The sequence below is a fragment of the Pseudomonas paraeruginosa genome, assembly GCF_003025345.2.
In the GTDB taxonomy this organism is placed as follows: Bacteria; Pseudomonadota; Gammaproteobacteria; order Pseudomonadales; family Pseudomonadaceae; genus Pseudomonas; species Pseudomonas paraeruginosa.
Map to the genome: position 1 here is coordinate 5,266,912 of NZ_CP020560.1, position 15,630 is coordinate 5,282,541.

General features: G+C 69.4%; 11 protein-coding genes and 3 pseudogenes. 5 read left to right on the plus strand and 9 right to left on the minus strand.

Features of this window, described 5'->3' with window-relative positions; all coding sequences use genetic code 11:
- Positions 1-47: 47 nt before the first annotated feature.
- The 4 genes and pseudogenes from B7D75_RS25020 to B7D75_RS29860 all read right to left on the minus strand — a co-directional run.
- Positions 48-674, minus strand: a complete 627-nt coding sequence (locus B7D75_RS25020) for a formate dehydrogenase subunit gamma (protein ID WP_003155443.1) — start codon at positions 672-674, stop codon at positions 48-50.
- 71 nt (positions 675-745) lie between these two features.
- Positions 746-1,675 carry a formate dehydrogenase subunit beta gene (gene fdxH, locus B7D75_RS25025; RefSeq protein ID WP_003155442.1) on the minus strand — a complete coding sequence of 310 codons (930 nt, stop codon included), beginning with the start codon at positions 1,673-1,675 and terminating at the stop codon, positions 746-748.
- A gap of 8 nt (positions 1,676-1,683) precedes the next feature.
- Positions 1,684-4,764, minus strand: a complete 3,081-nt coding sequence (gene fdnG, locus B7D75_RS25030; RefSeq protein WP_079262212.1) for a formate dehydrogenase-N subunit alpha — start codon at positions 4,762-4,764, stop codon at positions 1,684-1,686.
- Positions 4,765-5,070: 306 nt separating this feature from the next.
- Positions 5,071-5,148 (minus strand): annotated as a pseudogene (locus B7D75_RS29860) (hypothetical protein); the annotation flags it as partial.
- A 299-nt stretch (positions 5,149-5,447) separates the two neighbouring features.
- Here B7D75_RS29860 and B7D75_RS25035 point away from each other — a divergent pair.
- From B7D75_RS25035 to B7D75_RS25050, 4 genes and pseudogenes are all read left to right on the plus strand, one after another.
- Complete coding sequence (locus B7D75_RS25035; RefSeq protein ID WP_107114527.1) at positions 5,448-7,493, plus strand: NADPH-dependent 2,4-dienoyl-CoA reductase; 2,046 nt, start codon at positions 5,448-5,450, stop codon at positions 7,491-7,493.
- A 206-nt stretch (positions 7,494-7,699) separates the two neighbouring features.
- On the plus strand, positions 7,700-8,149 hold the full coding sequence (locus B7D75_RS25040; RefSeq protein ID WP_012077535.1) for a DMT family transporter: 450 nt from the start codon (positions 7,700-7,702) through the stop codon (positions 8,147-8,149).
- Positions 8,150-8,337: 188 nt separating this feature from the next.
- A pseudogene (locus B7D75_RS25045) lies at positions 8,338-8,741 on the plus strand (hypothetical protein); the annotation flags it as partial.
- A 14-nt stretch (positions 8,742-8,755) separates the two neighbouring features.
- A pseudogene (locus B7D75_RS25050) lies at positions 8,756-9,251 on the plus strand (YkgJ family cysteine cluster protein).
- A gap of 2 nt (positions 9,252-9,253) precedes the next feature.
- On the opposite strand, the gene B7D75_RS25055 reads toward B7D75_RS25050, so the two are convergent.
- The 3 genes from B7D75_RS25055 to B7D75_RS25065 are packed head-to-tail and all read right to left on the minus strand — an operon-like array spanning position 9,254 to position 12,020.
- On the minus strand, positions 9,254-10,690 hold the full coding sequence (locus B7D75_RS25055; RefSeq protein WP_012077538.1) for an ArnT family glycosyltransferase: 1,437 nt from the start codon (positions 10,688-10,690) through the stop codon (positions 9,254-9,256).
- Entirely contained in the window at positions 10,687-11,661 is a 975-nt protein-coding gene (locus tag B7D75_RS25060) for a glycosyltransferase family 2 protein (RefSeq protein WP_012077539.1), read from the minus strand. Before B7D75_RS25060 ends, B7D75_RS25055 begins: the two co-directional genes overlap by 4 nt.
- Positions 11,658-12,020 (minus strand): GtrA family protein, encoded by a 363-nt coding sequence (locus B7D75_RS25065; RefSeq protein WP_012077540.1) that lies wholly within the window; start codon positions 12,018-12,020, stop codon positions 11,658-11,660. Before B7D75_RS25065 ends, B7D75_RS25060 begins: the two co-directional genes overlap by 4 nt.
- 224 nt (positions 12,021-12,244) lie before the next feature.
- Here B7D75_RS25065 and B7D75_RS25070 point away from each other — a divergent pair, with 224 nt between their 5' ends.
- Entirely contained in the window at positions 12,245-13,606 is a 1,362-nt protein-coding gene (locus tag B7D75_RS25070; protein WP_053814649.1) for an MATE family efflux transporter, read from the plus strand.
- Here the strand turns inward: B7D75_RS25070 and B7D75_RS25075 are convergent.
- Together B7D75_RS25075 and B7D75_RS25080 are read right to left on the minus strand one after the other, a co-directional pair.
- Entirely contained in the window at positions 13,540-13,950 is a 411-nt protein-coding gene (locus B7D75_RS25075; RefSeq protein WP_053814650.1) for a hypothetical protein, read from the minus strand. The two genes, B7D75_RS25070 and B7D75_RS25075, sit on opposite strands and share 67 nt — an antisense overlap.
- Positions 13,938-15,605 carry a Na/Pi cotransporter family protein gene (locus B7D75_RS25080; protein WP_012077542.1) on the minus strand — a complete coding sequence of 556 codons (1,668 nt, stop codon included), beginning with the start codon at positions 15,603-15,605 and terminating at the stop codon, positions 13,938-13,940. Before B7D75_RS25080 ends, B7D75_RS25075 begins: the two co-directional genes overlap by 13 nt.
- Between the last annotated feature and the right edge of the window lie 25 nt (positions 15,606-15,630).

Below are 15,630 nucleotides of genomic sequence, written 5' to 3' on the forward strand. Positions count from 1 at the left end.
GCCCCATCGCTGGGGCCTCCGGTCGGGCGATGGCGACACTATACGCGTCAGTGCTCCTCGCCCTTGCCGACTTCCTTCAGCCAGCCGTTGTGGTGCTTGCGCGCCCAGGCGCGGCTGACCTTGCCGTAGAGCATCGCGCCCATCGAGCCCTTGACCCAGATGCCGGCATAGATGTGCACGATGATGCTGGCGATCAGGACGAAGGCGGCGAAGGCGTGCAGCAGCGCCGACAGGCGGATCGCCTCGATGCCGAACCAGGCGCTGAAGTACTGGCGCCAGATCACGATGCCGGTGACCAACAGGGTCAGCATGCTCAGCAGCAGCACCCAGAACAGCAGTTTCTGCCCGGCGTTGTAGCGGCCGACTTCCGGGAGGTTCTCCTCGCGGTTGCTGACCACGTCGCGCCACTGCCTGAGCCATTGGATATCGCTCTTCTGCACCCGGTTGTGATGGGCGAAGCGCACCACCAGGCCGAGAAAGAAGACGAACATCGCCAGCCCCAGGAAGGGGTGCAGGATACGCGTCCAGGGCCCGCCGCCGAACAGGTTGGTCAGCCAGAACAGCGCCGGGTGGAACAACGCCAGACCGGACAGCCCGGCCATGAAGAACAGGATCGCCACGGCCCAGTGGTTGCTGCGCTCGTTGGCGTTGTAGCGCTGGATTTCATTTTTCATTTCCGACTCCTCGAGAGCGCCGCCGCTGCCGCCGGGTCGCGGAGGACCGGCGGCAGCGCCCGCGCGCAGGCTCAACGACGCTCGTGCGGGTCAAAGGTGTGTACCGACGGATCGACCTGGTGCACCGGTGCCTCGGCTTGCCCGTGGTCTTCCTCGTCGTCCGCGCGGTTGGGGCCGACGCGCACGTAGTGGAAGAACCCGGCGAGCACCGTGGCACCCATGGCCAGCAGCGCCAGCGGCTTGGTCACGCCCTTCCACAGGCTGACCATCGGACTGACGCTCGGCTGCTCGGCGAGGCCGGCGTAGAGCGACGGCTTGTCGGCATGGTGCAGCACGTACATCACGTGGGTGCCGCCCACCCCTTCCGGGTCGTACAGGCCGGCGTTCTCGTAGCCGCGGCTCTTCAGGTCGACGATGCGCTCGGCGGCGTGCTCCTTCATGTCCTCCTTGCTGCCGAAGACGATGGCGCCGGTCGGGCAGGTCTTCACGCAGGCCGGCTCCATGCCCACCGAGACGCGGTCGGAACACAGGCTGCACTTGTAGGCCTTGTGGTCCTTCTGCGAGATCCGTGGGATGTCGAACGGGCAACCGGTGATGCAGTAGCCGCAGCCGATGCACTTGTCCTGGTTGAAGTCGACGATACCGTTGGCGTACTTCACGATCGCCCCCGGGCTCGGGCAGGCCTTCAGGCAGCCCGGCTCGGCGCAGTGCATGCAGCCGTCCTTGCGGATCAGCCACTCGAGGTTGCCGGCCTCGTTCTCGTGCTCGGTGAAGCGCATCACCGTCCACGAGTCGGCCGTCAGGTCCTGCGGGTTGTCGTAGGTGCCGTGGTTGTGGCCGACCTCGTCGCGCAGCTCGTTCCATTCCGAGCAGGCGACCTGGCAGGCCTTGCAGCCGATGCACTTGGACACGTCGATCAGTTTCGCCACTTCCTGCTGGTTCCGCACCGAGGGCATCGGCGTGGTGGTCGCGGAGCGGGCGTGGATGTCCTGACTACTCATGTTTCACCTCACGCCTTTTCCACGTTGACCAGGAACGACTTGAACTCCGGCGTCTGGGTGTTCCCGTCGCCCACGAAGGGGGTCAGGGTGTTGGCCAGGAAGCCGTTGCGCGCCATGCCGGCGAAGCCCCAGTGGATCGGGATGCCGACGTGGTGCACGGTCTTGCCGTCCACCTGCAGCGGGCGGATGCGCTTGGTCACCACCGCCACCGCCTTGATGTAGCCGCGGTTGGAGGAGACCTTGACCTTGTCGCCGGCATTGATGCCCAGCTCCTTGGCCAGCGCCTCGCCGATCTCGACGAACTGCTCGGGCTGGGTGATCGCGTTCAGCCGGCAGTGCTTGGTCCAGTAGTGGAAGTGCTCGGTGAGCCGGTAGGTGGTCGCCGCGTAGGGGAACTCGTCGGCCGTGCCGAACAGCTCCATGTCGTTCTTGAACACCCGCGCCGCCGGGTTGCTGATCGCCTTGCGGTTGTCGCGGTGCAGGGGGTTCACCCCGATCGGCGTCTCGAACGGCTCGTAGTGCTCGGGGAACGGGCCTTCGGCCATCTTGTCGACGGCGAACAGGCGGGCCACCCCTTCGGGGTTCATGATGAACGGGTTCATCCCGGCTTCCGGCGGTACGTCGGCCTTGTAGTCGGGCACGTCGGTGCCGCCCCAGGACTTGCCGTTCCACCACACCAGGCGCTTCTTCTCCGGGTCCCACGGCTTGCCGCTGAGGTCAGCCGAGGCGCGGTTGTAGAGGATCCGCCGGTTCGCCGGCCAGGCCCAGGCCCAGCCGAGGGTCTGGCCCATGCCGTAGGGGTCGCTGTTGTCGCGGCGCCCCATCTGGTTGCCCTGCTGGGTCCAGGAGCCGGCGAAGATCCAGCAGCCGCTCGCCGTGCTGCCGTCGTCGCGCAGCAGGGCGAAGCCCGGCAACTGCTCGCCGGCCTTGGCCAGGATCATGCCGTTGGCCGGGTCGACCAGGTCGCTCAGGGCCTTGCCGTTGAATTCCCGGGCCAGTTCGTCCGGGCCCGGCTCGTCGGGCTTGAGGTAGGACCAGTCGAGGCCGAGGATCGGGTCGGGGAAGGCCCCGCCGTCCTTGCGGTACATCTCGCGCAGGCGGTGGAACAGCCCGGCCATGATGGCGATGTCCGGCCGCGCCTGGCCCGGCGGCTCGGCGCCCTTCCAGTGCCACTGCAACCAGCGGCCGCTGTTGACGATCGAGCCATCCTCCTCGGCGAAGCAGGAGGTGGGCAGGCGGAACACGGTGGTCTTGATGCTGGCGGTGTCGACGTCGTTGTACTCGCCGACGTTGCGCCAGAACTCCGAGGTCTCGGTCACCAGCGGGTCCATCACCACCATCCACTTCAGGCGCGCCAGCGCGGCGCCGACCTTGGCCTTGTTGGGGAACGAGGCGATGGGGTTGAAACCCTGGCAGAAGTAACCGTTGACCTTGCCCTGGTACATCATGTCGAAGTAGCGCAGCACGTCGTAGCCGGCGCCCGGCATGTCGAGCTTGGGCAGCCAGTCGTAGCACCAGTTGTTTTCCCTGGTCGCCGACTTGCCGAACCAGGCCTTCATCAGGCTGACGTGGAACTTGCCGTAGTTCTGCCAGTAGGACAGCTGTCCCGGGCGCAGCGGCTTGGCCGTGCGCTTGGCGATGTAGGCGTCGTAGTCCTGCTCGGCGTCCATCGCCAGGGTCAGGTAGCCCGGCAGCGAGTTGGACAGCAGGCCGAGGTCGGTCAGGCCCTGGATGTTGGAGTGGCCGCGCAGGGCGTTCATGCCGCCGCCGGGCATGCCGATGTTGCCCAGCAGCAGCTGGACCATCGCGCCGGTGCGGATCATCTGCGCGCCCACCGAGTGCTGGGTCCAGCCCAGGGCGTACATGATGGTCATGACCTTGCCCGGCTTGGAGGTCTCGGCGATTTCCGCCCAGACCTTGAGCATCATGTCCTTCGGCGTACCGCAGATGTTGCTCACCACGTCCGGGGTGTAGCGGCTGTAGTGCTGCTTGAGCAGGTTGAACACGCAGCGCGGGTGGGTCAGGGTCGGGTCGACCTTGGCATAGCCGTCCTCACCGATCTCGTAGCCCCAGGATGACTTGTCCGGATAGGTCCGCTTCTCGGCGTCGTAGCCGTTGAACAGGCCGTCCTCGAAACTGAAGCCTTCCTTCACGATGAACGAGACGTCGGTGTAGTTGCGCACGTATTCATGCTGGATCTTGTCGTTTTCCAGCAGGTAGTTGATCAGGCCGCCGAGGAAGGCGATGTCGGTGCCGGTCCGGATCGGCGCGTAGTAGTCGGCGACCGAGGCGGAACGGGTGAAGCGCGGATCGACCACCAGCAGCCGCGCCTTGTTGTGCGCCTTGGCTTCGGTGACCCATTTGAATCCGCACGGGTGGGCTTCGGCGGCGTTGCCGCCCATGATCAGCACCAGATCGGCATTCTTGATGTCGGTCCAGTGGTTGGTCATGGCTCCACGGCCAAACGTCGGGGCAAGACTTGCCACCGTCGGGCCGTGTCAGACACGCGCCTGGTTGTCGAATCCCAGGATGCCGAGGGAACGCATCACCTTGTGGGTGATGTAGCCGGCCTCGTTGGACGAGGCGGACGCGGCGAGGAAGCCGGTGGTCAACCAGCGGTTGACGGTCTGGCCCTGCTCGTTCTTCTCGACGAAGTTGGCGTCGCGGTCTTCCTTCATCAGCTTGGCGATGCGCTCGAGGGCTTCGTCCCACTCGATGCGCTTCCACTCGCTGGAGCCGGCCTCGCGCACTTCCGGATACTTCAGGCGGTTCGGGCTGTGGATGTAGTCCAGCAGGCCGGCGCCTTTCGGGCAGAGAGTGCCGCGATTGACCGGATGGTCGGCGTCGCCCTCGATATGGATGATGTTCTGCGCGACGTTCTTGGCGCCGTCGCCCTGGCTGTACATGATCAGGCCGCAGCCGACCGAACAGTAGGTACAGGTGTTGCGGGTCTCGACCGTGTGCGCCAGCTTGAAGTGGCGGACCTGGTCGGCGAAGGCCTCGGTGGGGGCCATTCCGAGCGCCGCAAGGCTCGATCCTCCAAGGCCTATACCGCAGACCTTGAAGAATTGCCGACGGTTCATATCCATCGTGCATCTCCTGCATCAGGCAAAGGACACCCGGGACATGGCCGGATGTCTCTGGTTGAAAGATAGCCAGCCTGGCGGCGTATGCCAGCCGGGCACGACTATGGGGCAGCGAACCCTACACGAACGCTGGGTTTTTCTGCCTTGACCAGAGTCATTACACGGCGGGGCAAACCTTGTCCAGCAAGGAATCCCGAATTGGGACGGGTCCGAAGGACGCGACGCGCGGGAGACGCAGACGATATCACTGCGCCATTATACTAATGGCTAGTGCCGGGCTGCCGTCGCAGGGGCGGCCCGGGCATGGGGTCAGAGCCCGATATTCCTAAGACGATTCGCGTGCTGCCGGTAGACCTGGGTCGGGTTGCTCTCGAACAGGCTGACCCTCTTGTTCATTCTCGACACTCCACTGGCATTGCACGGTCAGCTTGGCAAGAGCGCCACAGCGACGCCGAACGGCAGATTGCCAGCACTTACCGAGGCGTCGAGCCGACCTTGAGTCGAGGGGCGTGCGTCCCCCATTACGCGGCGTAACAGCGGCCGCCGGGCGACGGCTCGGCATATCGCCCGCAAGCCTTCCGATATCTGCCTTGACCGAATTGCCCGCGGGTCGTGGCAACCCGGCCGCATCCGCGTCGGCCGCATCTTTTTTATGGTGAAAAGGCCCAGGCCACCGGACCCATGCCATGCGCACCCCTTACCCGCCGCTGTCCCCCGCTCCCTACCCGCACCTGCTGGCGCCGCTCGACCTGGGTTTCACCCGCCTGCGCAACCGCGTGGTGATGGGCTCGATGCACACCGGGCTGGAGGATCGCCTGTGGGACTTCGGCAAGCTCGCCGCCTACTACCGCGAGCGCGCCCGCGGCGGTGTCGGGCTGATCGTCAGCGGCGGCTTCGCGCCCTGCCGCGAAGGCTGGCTGCTGCCCTTCGGCAGCAGCCTGACCAGCGCCCTGGAGGTGCCGGCCCACCGCCGCCTGACCCAAGCGGTACACGCAGAAGGCGGCAAGATCCTGCTACAGATCCTCCACGCCGGGCGCTACGGCTACCACCCGATGGCGGTCTCGGCCTCGCCGATCAAGTCGCCGATCAGTTGGTTCACCCCCCGCGAACTCACCGAGCGCGGTATCCGCCGAACCATCCGCGCCTTCGTCCGCTGTGCCCGGCTGGCCAAGGCCGCCGCCTACGACGGGGTGGAGGTGATGGGCAGCGAGGGCTACCTGCTCAACCAGTTCCTCTGCCCGCGTACCAACCGCCGCGACGACTCCTGGGGCGGCCCGCTGGAAAACCGCATGCGCCTGGCGCTGGAAATCGTCCGCGGCATCCGCCGGATCGTTGGCGAGCGCTTCATCCTCAGCTACCGCCTGTCGCTGCTCGACCTGGTCGAGGGCGGCAATACCTGGGAGGAGGTCCGGCGCATCGCCCTGGCCCTCGAGGAGGCCGGCATCACCCTGCTCAACACCGGCATCGGCTGGCACGAGTCGCGCGTGCCGACCATCGTCACCTCGGTACCGCGCTCAGCCTTCGCCGAGGTCAGCGCGCGGCTGCGCCACGAACTGAAGGTGCCGGTGATCGCCAGCAACCGGATCAATACCCCGGAGGTCGCCGAGGCGCTGCTCGCCGAAGGCAAGGCCGACCTGGTGTCGATGGCCCGCCCGTTGCTGGCCGACCCGCAGTTCGTGGCCAAGGCCGGCGCCGGCCGGGCCGGGGAAATCAACACCTGCATCGCCTGCAACCAGGCCTGCCTCGACCATGCCTTCGCCAACCGCCGCGCCACCTGCCTGGTCAATCCGCGCGCGGCCTTCGAGACCGAACTGCGCTACCGCAAGGCGCGCACGCAGAAGCGCGTCGCGGTGATCGGCGCCGGCCCCGCCGGGCTCTCCGCCGCCTGCGTGGCGGCCGAGCGCGGGCATCGGGTCAGCCTGTTCGAGGCTACCGGGGAGATCGGCGGGCAGTTCAACCTGGCCAGGCGGATCCCCGGCAAGGAGGAGTTCGACGAGACCCTGCGCTACTTCCGCGTGCGCCTGGAGCGCCTCGGCATCGACCTGCGCCTGGGCCACCGGGTGCGCCAGGGCGAGCTGGATGGCCAGTTCGACGAGGTGGTGGTGGCCACCGGCATCCAGCCACGCCGGCCGCGCATCGACGGCATCGGCGGGCCAACCGTGCTCAGCTACGTGGACGTGCTGCGTGGCGCGCCGGTGGGTGAACGGGTCGCCATCGTCGGCGCCGGCGGCATCGGCTTCGACGTCGCCACCTTCCTCGTCGCCGCGCCCAGCGACGGCCAGCCTCGGGCGCTCGGCGAATGGCTCGCGGAGTGGGGCGTGGACCTCGACAACAGCCAGCCCGGCGCCCTCCGCGAGCCCGCCGTGGCGCGACCGGCGCGCCAGGTATGGCTGCTCCAGCGCAAGCCCGGCGCGCCCGGCGCGCAGCTCGGCAAGACCAGCGGCTGGGTGCATCGTGCGCACCTGCGCCACAACGCCGTGCGCATGCTCGGCGGGGTGGAGTACCTGAAGATCGACGAGCGCGGCCTGCTGGTCCGCGTCGACGGCGAGGAACGCTGGCTGGAGGTGGACAACGTGGTGATCTGCGCCGGCCAGGAGCCGCTGCGCGAGTTGCAGATCAGCCAGGCGGCGGAGAGCCTGCGCTTCCACCTGATCGGCGGGGCGCGGGTGGCGGGGGAGCTGGATGCCAAGCGGGCGATCCGCGAGGGGGCCATGCTGGCGGCGCGCTTGTAGGCGGCTGACGGCGGTGACGCTATTGCGGCCGAGGGGCGGATAGCCGCGCGCGGTCAGCCGCCGGACGGGACCCGATGGGCGCGCGCTGCTCCCGCGTTTTCCTCCGCCGCCCGCGCCTGGTGCATACTGTGCGCCCCCCGTACCACTCCGGCCCGTCCCCCGCCCCGCGCGGGGCGCGTTCGCCGTCATCGATCCAGGAGCCTTCCATGCCCACTCCACCCTGGTGGCTGTTCGTCCTGCCCCTGCTCGCCGGCGCCTGCCTGCCGCTGCAGGCGGGGATCAACGGCCAGTTGGCCAAGCAGGTATCCAGCGTGCTCGCCGCGGCGCTGATCTCGTTCTTCGTCGGCACCCTCGGGCTGCTCGCCCTGACCCTCTCGCAGCGCGAGTTCCCCGGCCTGGCGGCGCTGCGCGGGCTGAGCTGGTGGCACTGGTGCGGCGGCTTCCTCGGCATGTTCTTCATCTTCATCGCCGCCTTCGCCGCGCCGCGCATCGGCGCGCTGATGTTCATGGTGCTGGTGCTCGCCGGCCAGCTGGGCATGGCCATGAGCCTCGACCACTTCGGCTGGGCCGGCTTTCGCGAGGCGCCGGTCAGCGCGCTGAAGCTGGGCGGGCTGGCGCTGATCGGCGCCGGCATCTGGATGATCCGCAAGGGCTGAGCTGGCTTGTTACGCTTGCGCCGGCAGACCTATAGTGGGCGCCGGCGTTCTCCACGCCTCCCCTCCGCGGAAAGGGCTGCGCCCAGGCGATCCACCCCACGCATCGCGCATGCGACTCCCAGGCCTGATGGCGGACAAGGCCGCACAGGAGATCGCATGACCCTTTCCGCACCCTCGGCGACGGCCGGATCAACCTCGAACAGCAACGCAAGTGCGCCAAGGAGCTGTTGCGCCAGTGGCGCCGCGAGCCGGCCAGCCGTACCTGGCCCCCGGGACAGGAGCCGCGCCTGGAGCTGGTCGAGATCGATCGGGTGCCGGGCGTCGAGCGCTTCGTCGGCATCGGCCAACTGGCGCCGGAACTGCTCGCCTGGCTGTGGACCCACCGCCGTCCGCTGGACGCCGAGGCCCTGGCGCTGGCCCGCGCGGCCTGGGACGCCTATCGCGCCCCGTCGCCGCAGCGCTGGGTGCGGCACTGCGTCGACAACTGCGCGAGCTGCCGGCCCTGCGCGACGGCCTGTCGCTGAGCGAGCGCCTGATCCTGGAAATCGTCCGCGACGGCGACCAGCCGAGCGCCGGCCAGGTATTCGCCGAACGGGACCGCCCGGTCTGGCGGGACGCGCCCCGACACTGACGCTCATCGCCCGGACGAGCGCAACGGGCGCGCAGCCACTATCATTGCGCGCCCTTTTTTTCCCGCCTCCGACCGCCGATGAAGAAGATCCCGCTCGCCGCCGCCGACCCCGACCGCCTGGACACCTGGGTGAAATACCGCGAGGGCCTGTGCGGCGGCTGCAACGCGACCTGTTGCACGCTGCCGGTGGAGGTGCGTATCGACGACCTGATCCGCATGCGGCTGGTCGACGAGTTCGAACGCGAGGAACCGGCCAAGCGCATCGCCAGGCGCCTGGAAAAGGACGGGGTGATCGAGCACTTCAACCACAAGCGCGAGATCTTCACCCTCACCCGCATGGCCAACGGCGACTGCCTGTACCTCGATCGCCAGACCCGCCTGTGCACCATCTACGCGCGCCGCCCGGACACCTGCCGCAATCACCCGCGCATCGGCCCGCGCCCCGGCCACTGCGCCTATCGGCCGAAGTAGCTTCAGCCTGGCGGCACCACGCCCCGGCAGAGCTGGTACTGCCCCACCGGCGGCCGGCAGTGCAGGCGCTGGCGCAGGTCCTCCGGCAAGGCGGCGAACGAGCGCGAGCGGATCGCCAGCAGCGCGTCGCGGCGCAGCCAGCCGGCCAGTTCGTCGTCCGCCGCCCGTTGTGCCCTTCCGCCGCTGTAGAACGACGCCGAATACGGTCGCTTCGGCCAGAACACCAGCGGCCGCTCGCGCCAGCCGGTATCGCTGGCCAGCAGCGCGGCGGTGGACTTCTGCTCGGCGCGCCCGCCCAGCAGCAGGGAGCCGAGGAACAGCGCGAACAGCAGCGGCGTCAGCGCCAGGCAGGCCAGCCAGCCACGACGCAGCCAGGCGCTGCGTGCCAGCGGCGCGCGCAGCAGGTCGGCGGCGAGCAGCGCCAGGGCCGGCAGGCCGGGCAGCACGTAGGTCCAGAGGACATTGCCGGCGAAAGTGAAGAACAGGCACGGCATCAGTCCCCAGAACAGCCAGTAGCGGCGCCGCGACAGGCGTTGCCCGTCGATCTCCGCGCGCTGGCGCCAGCCCAGCCAGAGCAGCAGCGGCAGCCACAGGCTCCAGGGAAACGCCGCGGCCAGCAGGAACAGCCAGACGCTGCCGTAGGGATAGGCGTGCGCATTGCCGTAGCGGTCGCCGTCCCAGCCGGCGGTGACGAAGCGCTGCCAGTGCTCGCCGAGCAGGAAGTAATCGAGGAAGCCCGGCGTCTTCAGCTCGGCGAGGAGGTACCAGGGCAGCGCCACCAGCAGCATCAGCAGGCTCCCGCGAATCCACGGCAGCCCCTGCCACAGGGCCCGCCAGCGCCATTCCAGCAAAGCCCACAGGCCGATCGGCAGGCCGGCCAGGATCAGCGTCAGCGGACCTTTCGCCAGCAGTCCCAGGCCGAGGCCGAGGAACATCAGCCAGCCCTCGCGACGGCGGATCCCCGCCGCGCCATGCAGGCCCAGCCAGAAACCGCGCATGGCCAGGACCAGCGCCAGGGCCAGGGCCATGTCGGTCATCACCGCGCCGGAGGCGACGAAGAACAGCGCCGAGCTGCCCAGCAACACACAGGCGATGCCCGCCAGGCGCCGGTCGTCGCGCGCCAGCCAGTCCCATACCAGCCATAGCACCAGCATGCCGAGCAGCCAGTGCGGCAGGCGGCTGGCGAATTCGTTGGCGCCGAACAGCGCCTGGCCGCCGGCGCTGAGCCAGAAAGCCAGTGGCGGCTTGCCCCAGAACGGCACGCCGACGTCGTACCAGGGGGTGATCCAGTCGCCCAGTTCGGCCATCTTCCGCGCCACCTCGCCGTAGCGGGCCTCGGTGGTGTCCATCAGCGGATAGCTGCCCAGGCTCAGCAGGCGGATGACGAGCGCCAGGCCGAGCAGGCTCCAGGCCAGCGGCCAGCCGCGCAGCGCCCTCACGAATGCGCCCCGCCGACCTGCGCCGGCAGGTAGCGGTCGATCAGGTACAGCGGGCGGCGCCGCGCTTCCATGGTCATCCGCCCGAGGTACTCGCTGCACACACCGATGGCCAGCAGTTGCAGGCCGCCGATCAGGAACAGCGCGGCGATCACCGGCCAGTGCTCGTGGATCTCCGGCTGGCCGAAGATCCCGGCGAGCAGAGTCGCCAGCGCCGCCAGCAGGCTGAGCAGGCCGAGGTAGCCGGCGACCTTCAGCGGCGCGGTGGAAAAACCGGTGATGCCTTCCAGGGCGAAGTTCCACAGCCGCCAGTAGCGCCACTTGCTGTGGCCGGCGGCGCGGGCGGCACGGCTGTAGACGATGTCGACCTGGCGGAAGCCGACCCAGGCGAACAGTCCCTTCATGAAGCGGTTGCCCTCCGGCAGCTCGCAGAGGGCGTCGACCACCCGCCGGTCGAGCAGGCGGAAGTCGCCGACGTCACGCGGGATCGGCACCTCGCTGAGGCGGTTGATCACCCGGTAGAAGGCGCTCGCCGAGGCGCGCTTCAACCAGCTTTCGCCGGCCCGGCTGCGGCGTCGCATGTTGACCATTTCGGCGCCGCCGATCCAGGCGTCGAGCATCTGCGGGATCAGTTCCGGCGGATCCTGCAGGTCGGCGTCGATGACGATCACCGCGGCGCCACGCGACAGCTTGAGGCCGGCGCTCATCGCCTGCTCCTTGCCGAAGTTGCGGGTGAAGCGCGCCACCCCCACCCGCCGGTCGGCGCCCTGTAGCTGGGCGAGGATCGCCGCGCTGCGGTCGCTGCTGCCATCGTCGACATAGAGCACCTCGTAGTCGTCGCCGAGGCTCGCCAGGGCGGCGCTGAGGCGCTGGTGGAACGCCGGCAGCACCGCCTCCTCGTTGTACACCGGCACCACCACGCTGAGCAGGCAGGGGGCCTCGAGCTTCGTCGTCAGGGAAGGTTCGATCATCATGAGAAGGTCCAGAGTCGGTGGAGGTGATAGGTCGCCAGCAGCAGCGCGCCGGTGGCGGCGAGCTGCGCCAGGCGGTAGTCGAGCCCGGCGAGATCGCCGAGCAGCCACACCAGGGCGGCGCTGCCGAGCACCGAGAACAGGCTGACCAGGAGGAAGCGCGGCAGCGAGCGGAGTAGCGGGCCGCGCTGGCGGAAGGTCCGCCAGCGGTGCCCGAGGTAGGCCGCCAGCGCTCCGCAGGCGGCGCCCGCGCTGGCAGCCGGGGCGGCGCCGACGGCGAAGCCTTCGACCAGCAGGGTCAGCACCAGGTAATGGATGGCGGTGGCACAGGCACCGACCGAGACGAAACGTCCCAGGAGCATGCGCGGCTTCCTCTCGAAACAGCGAACGCCGGCATTCTAGGGAGTCGCGCGAAGCCCCGCGGTTAGCGCTGCGCAAGGTTCCTGACAGGATTTCGCAGGGTTTGCCGCATTGCCCGCGCAAGCCGCTCCGGACAAGGCCGGCGGGTCTGTTACCGGATATGAAAGGCGCTTGCCGCACGCGGCCGCGCGCATCGCTATACTGCCCGGCCGATCCGGAGGACCCCATGAGCCTGTTGCGCGACGCCTGGCGGCACGCCCCCACCCACCACAAGGTCTGGGCGCTGGCCGGGCCGATGATCCTGTCGAACGTTTCCGTCCCCCTGGTGCACCTGGTGGACAGCACGGTGGTCGGCCACCTGCCGCACGCCTACCAGCTCGGCGCGGTAGCCGTGGGCGGCAGCCTGTATACCCTGATGGTCGGCGTGCTCGGCTTCCTGCGCATGGGTACCACCGGTTTCGCCGCCCAGGCCGCCGGCCGCGACGACGGCGGGGCGCTGCGCCTGATCCTCGCCCAGGGCCTGGGCATGGCGCTGCTCCTGGCCCTGCTGCTCGGCGCGCTGGCGCTGCCGCTGAGCGGCTGGGCGCTGCAACTGATGCAGCCTTCCGCCGAGCTGACCGGCGAGGCCCGGGCCTTCTTCCATACCCGCCTGCTCGGCCTGCCGGCGGCGCTGGCCAGCTACGCGCTGGTCGGCTGGTTCCTCGGCACGCAGAACGCGCGGGCGCCGCTGGCGATCCTGCTGGGCACCAACCTGACCAACATCGTGCTGGTGCTCTGGTTCGTCCATGGCCTCGACTGGGGCGTGCAGGGCGCGGCGCGCGCCTCGGTACTGGCGGAATGGAGCGGCGCCCTGCTCGGCCTGGCCCTGGCCCGCCGCGACCTGGCCCGCCGTCCCGGACAGGCGCAGTGGCAACGGCTGCGCCACTGGTTGTCCTGGCTGCCGCTGCTGATGGTCAATCGCGATATCTTCATCCGCAGCCTGGCCCTGCAACTGGTGTTCTTCCTCCTCACCGTGCAAGGCGCCCGGCTCGGCGATGCCACGGTGGCGGCCAACGCCCTGCTGCTCAATGGCCTGCTGCTCACCTCCTACGCCCTCGACGGACTCGCCCATGCGGTGGAGGCACTGTGCGGCCACGCCATCGGCGCGCGCGACCGCGCCGCCCTGCGCCGCGCGCTGGTGGTGGCCGGCGGCTGGTCACTGCTGGCGAGCCTGGCCTTCGCCGCCCTGTTCGCCCTGTTCGGCCACCTGTTCGTCGACCTGCAGAGCGACATCGCCGGGGTCCGCCAGGTCGCCTACGCCTACCTGCCGTACCTGGCCTGCCTGCCGCTGCTGGGGATGTGGAGCTACCTGCTCGACGGCCTGTTCATCGGCGCCACCCGCGCCCGCGAGATGCGCAACGCGATGCTCGTCGCGGTGGCCGCCAGCCTGCCGCTCGGCTGGCTGCTACAAGGGCTGGGCAACCACGGCCTGTGGCTGGCGTTTCTCACCTTCATGCTGCTGCGCGGGCTGGTCCTGGCCGCCTACGGCTGGCGCCTGACCCGCCGCGACGGCTGGTTCGCCGCCCAGCGCGCCGGCAGCGGACTGTAGGCGAGCATCAGCGGGATACCGGCGGCGTGGGCGGCATGCACCATTTCGTTGGCCAGGCGTCCGCCGGGAAACACCAGTACCAGGTCCGGAGCGAAGTCGCCCAGGACCGCCTCGGCGTGACCGCGCAAGACTTCCTCGCCGCCACTGCGCTCCGGATAGTCGTAGGCGCGCGCCTGCGCTCCGCGCTCGCGGCACCAGTGCGCGGCGGCGTCCAGCAGCCCGCTGCCGGCATGCAGCAGATGACCGAGCAGTTCCACCGGCTGCAGCTCGTGGCAGCGCTCGAGCGCCAGGCGCAGGCGCCCGGCCTCCTTGAAGTGACGTCCCGCGCGGATCAGGAGGCGCATGCCGAACCCTCCTCCGGCCGGATCCCGCCGAACGCTTCGGTCATCGGGTCGATGCCGCTGCGTTCGAGCAGCGGGTAGGCCAGCGCGGTGATGTGATGATGGATGCGCCGGTAGTCGCGGAGCATGCGCTGGAACACATCGCCGGACTCAACCCAGGCGCCACGGTCGTCACGCAGGCGGCGAAAGCGCTCGCGGCTGGCATCGGCCTCCAGCCGTTGCAGCAGTTTCTTGCGCGCTACCAGGCGCAGCGCGGCTTCCAGGTCTTCGCGAAGGAACGCGCTGATCGCCAGGTGCAGGCTCTCGTCGAGCGCCGCCCGCAGCGGCAGCAACTGGCCCAGCTCGAACTCGCCGGCGGCCCGACTGCGCCCGGCCCAGCGCATCGCCAGGGGCATCAGGCTGTTGGCGACGAGGTCGCCGATGTGCTCGATGTTGATCGCGAACAGGAGGATTTCCTGGGCGCGATCGGCGTCGCCTTCGCTCAGGCCGTCCTGGCCGATGTCCGCCAGGTAGGCGCGGATCGCCGCGCTCAACTGGTCGAGGGCCTGGTCCTGGCGCCGCACCTCCGCCGCCACCTTCGCCTCCGGCCGTTGCAGCAGGCCGCTGGCGGCGCGCAGCATCAGGCTGGCCATGTCGGCCAGGCGCAAGACCTCGCGGGTGGCGTTGGCCAGGCCGATGTTGGCGACCGCCAGGCCGGCCTCGTCGAGGTAGTGCGGCATCCCTGGATCGGCTGGCTGCGCCTCCTCCGGCAGCAGGCGCGCCAGCAGCGCCGCCAGCGGCCCGGTGAAGCCGATCGCGAGCAAGGCCAGGGCCAGGTTGAAGGCGCTGTGGAACCAGACCACCGCGCCGCCGCCGAGGCCGGCGGCCAGGTGCCCCAGTGGACCCAGCCAGGGCAGCGCCAACAGGCAACCGAGCAGGCGCACCAGCAGGTTGCCCAGCGGCAGGCGCCGCGCCACCCGGCTGCCGGCGACGCCCAGCGCCGGCAGCGCGCCGCCGAGGTTGGCGCCAAGCACCAGGGCCAGGGCGATGGGTGGCGAGACCAGCCCGGCATGGGCCAGGGAGGCCACCAGCAGCACCACCGCGACGCTGGAATGACAGGCCCAGGTCAGCAGCGCGGCGAGCAGCAGGGCGATCAGCGGATCGCCTTCCAGGCCACGGACCACCGCGGCGAAAGCCGGCGACGCTTCGATCTGCTGCAAGGACTGGCCGAGCAGCGCCAGGGCCAGGAGCATCAGGCCGAGGCCGATCAGGCACTGGCCGAGGCTTTCCAGGCGCGGGCCATCGCCCAGGCGGAACAGCAGCAGGCCGAGCAGCAGGACCAGCGGCGCCAGCAGCGAGGTGTCGAAACTCAGCAGTTGCACCACCAGGGTGGTGCCGACGTTGGCGCCGAGCATCACCGCCAGCGCCGGCGCCAGGCCCAGCGTACCGCTGGCGGTGAAGGATGCGGCCATCAGGCTGGTGGCGGTGCTGCTCTGCAGCAGGCCGGTGATGCCGAGCCCGGCGAACAGGGCCAGCCAGCGGTTGCCCAGGTGGCGGCCGAGCCAGTTGCGCAGGGCGGTGCCGAAGCCGCGCAGCACGCCACTGGAGACCATGTGCGTACCCCACAGCAGCAGAGCCACGGCGCCGGCCAGGTTGATCAGGAGGATGGTTCCCTGCATGGCGGAACTCCGGTTCGGAATGGAT

Bases quoted from the DNA above. Each gene is read 5' to 3' on its own strand.
- B7D75_RS25020 (WP_003155443.1), bottom strand. From the start codon at position 674: ATGAAAAATGAAATCCAGCGCTACAACGCCAACGAGCGCAGCAACCAC.
- B7D75_RS25035 (WP_107114527.1), top strand. From the start codon at position 5,448: ATGCGCACCCCTTACCCGCCGCTGTCCCCCGCTCCCTACCCGCACCTG.
- B7D75_RS25070 (WP_053814649.1), top strand. From the start codon at position 12,245: ATGAGCCTGTTGCGCGACGCCTGGCGGCACGCCCCCACCCACCACAAG.
- B7D75_RS25075 (WP_053814650.1), bottom strand. From the start codon at position 13,950: ATGCGCCTCCTGATCCGCGCGGGACGTCACTTCAAGGAGGCCGGGCGC.
- B7D75_RS25040 (WP_012077535.1), top strand. From the start codon at position 7,700: ATGCCCACTCCACCCTGGTGGCTGTTCGTCCTGCCCCTGCTCGCCGGC.
- B7D75_RS25060 (WP_012077539.1), bottom strand. From the start codon at position 11,661: ATGATGATCGAACCTTCCCTGACGACGAAGCTCGAGGCCCCCTGCCTG.
- B7D75_RS25080 (WP_012077542.1), bottom strand. From the start codon at position 15,605: ATGCAGGGAACCATCCTCCTGATCAACCTGGCCGGCGCCGTGGCTCTG.
- fdxH (WP_003155442.1), bottom strand. From the start codon at position 1,675: ATGAGTAGTCAGGACATCCACGCCCGCTCCGCGACCACCACGCCGATG.
- B7D75_RS25065 (WP_012077540.1), bottom strand. From the start codon at position 12,020: ATGCTCCTGGGACGTTTCGTCTCGGTCGGTGCCTGTGCCACCGCCATC.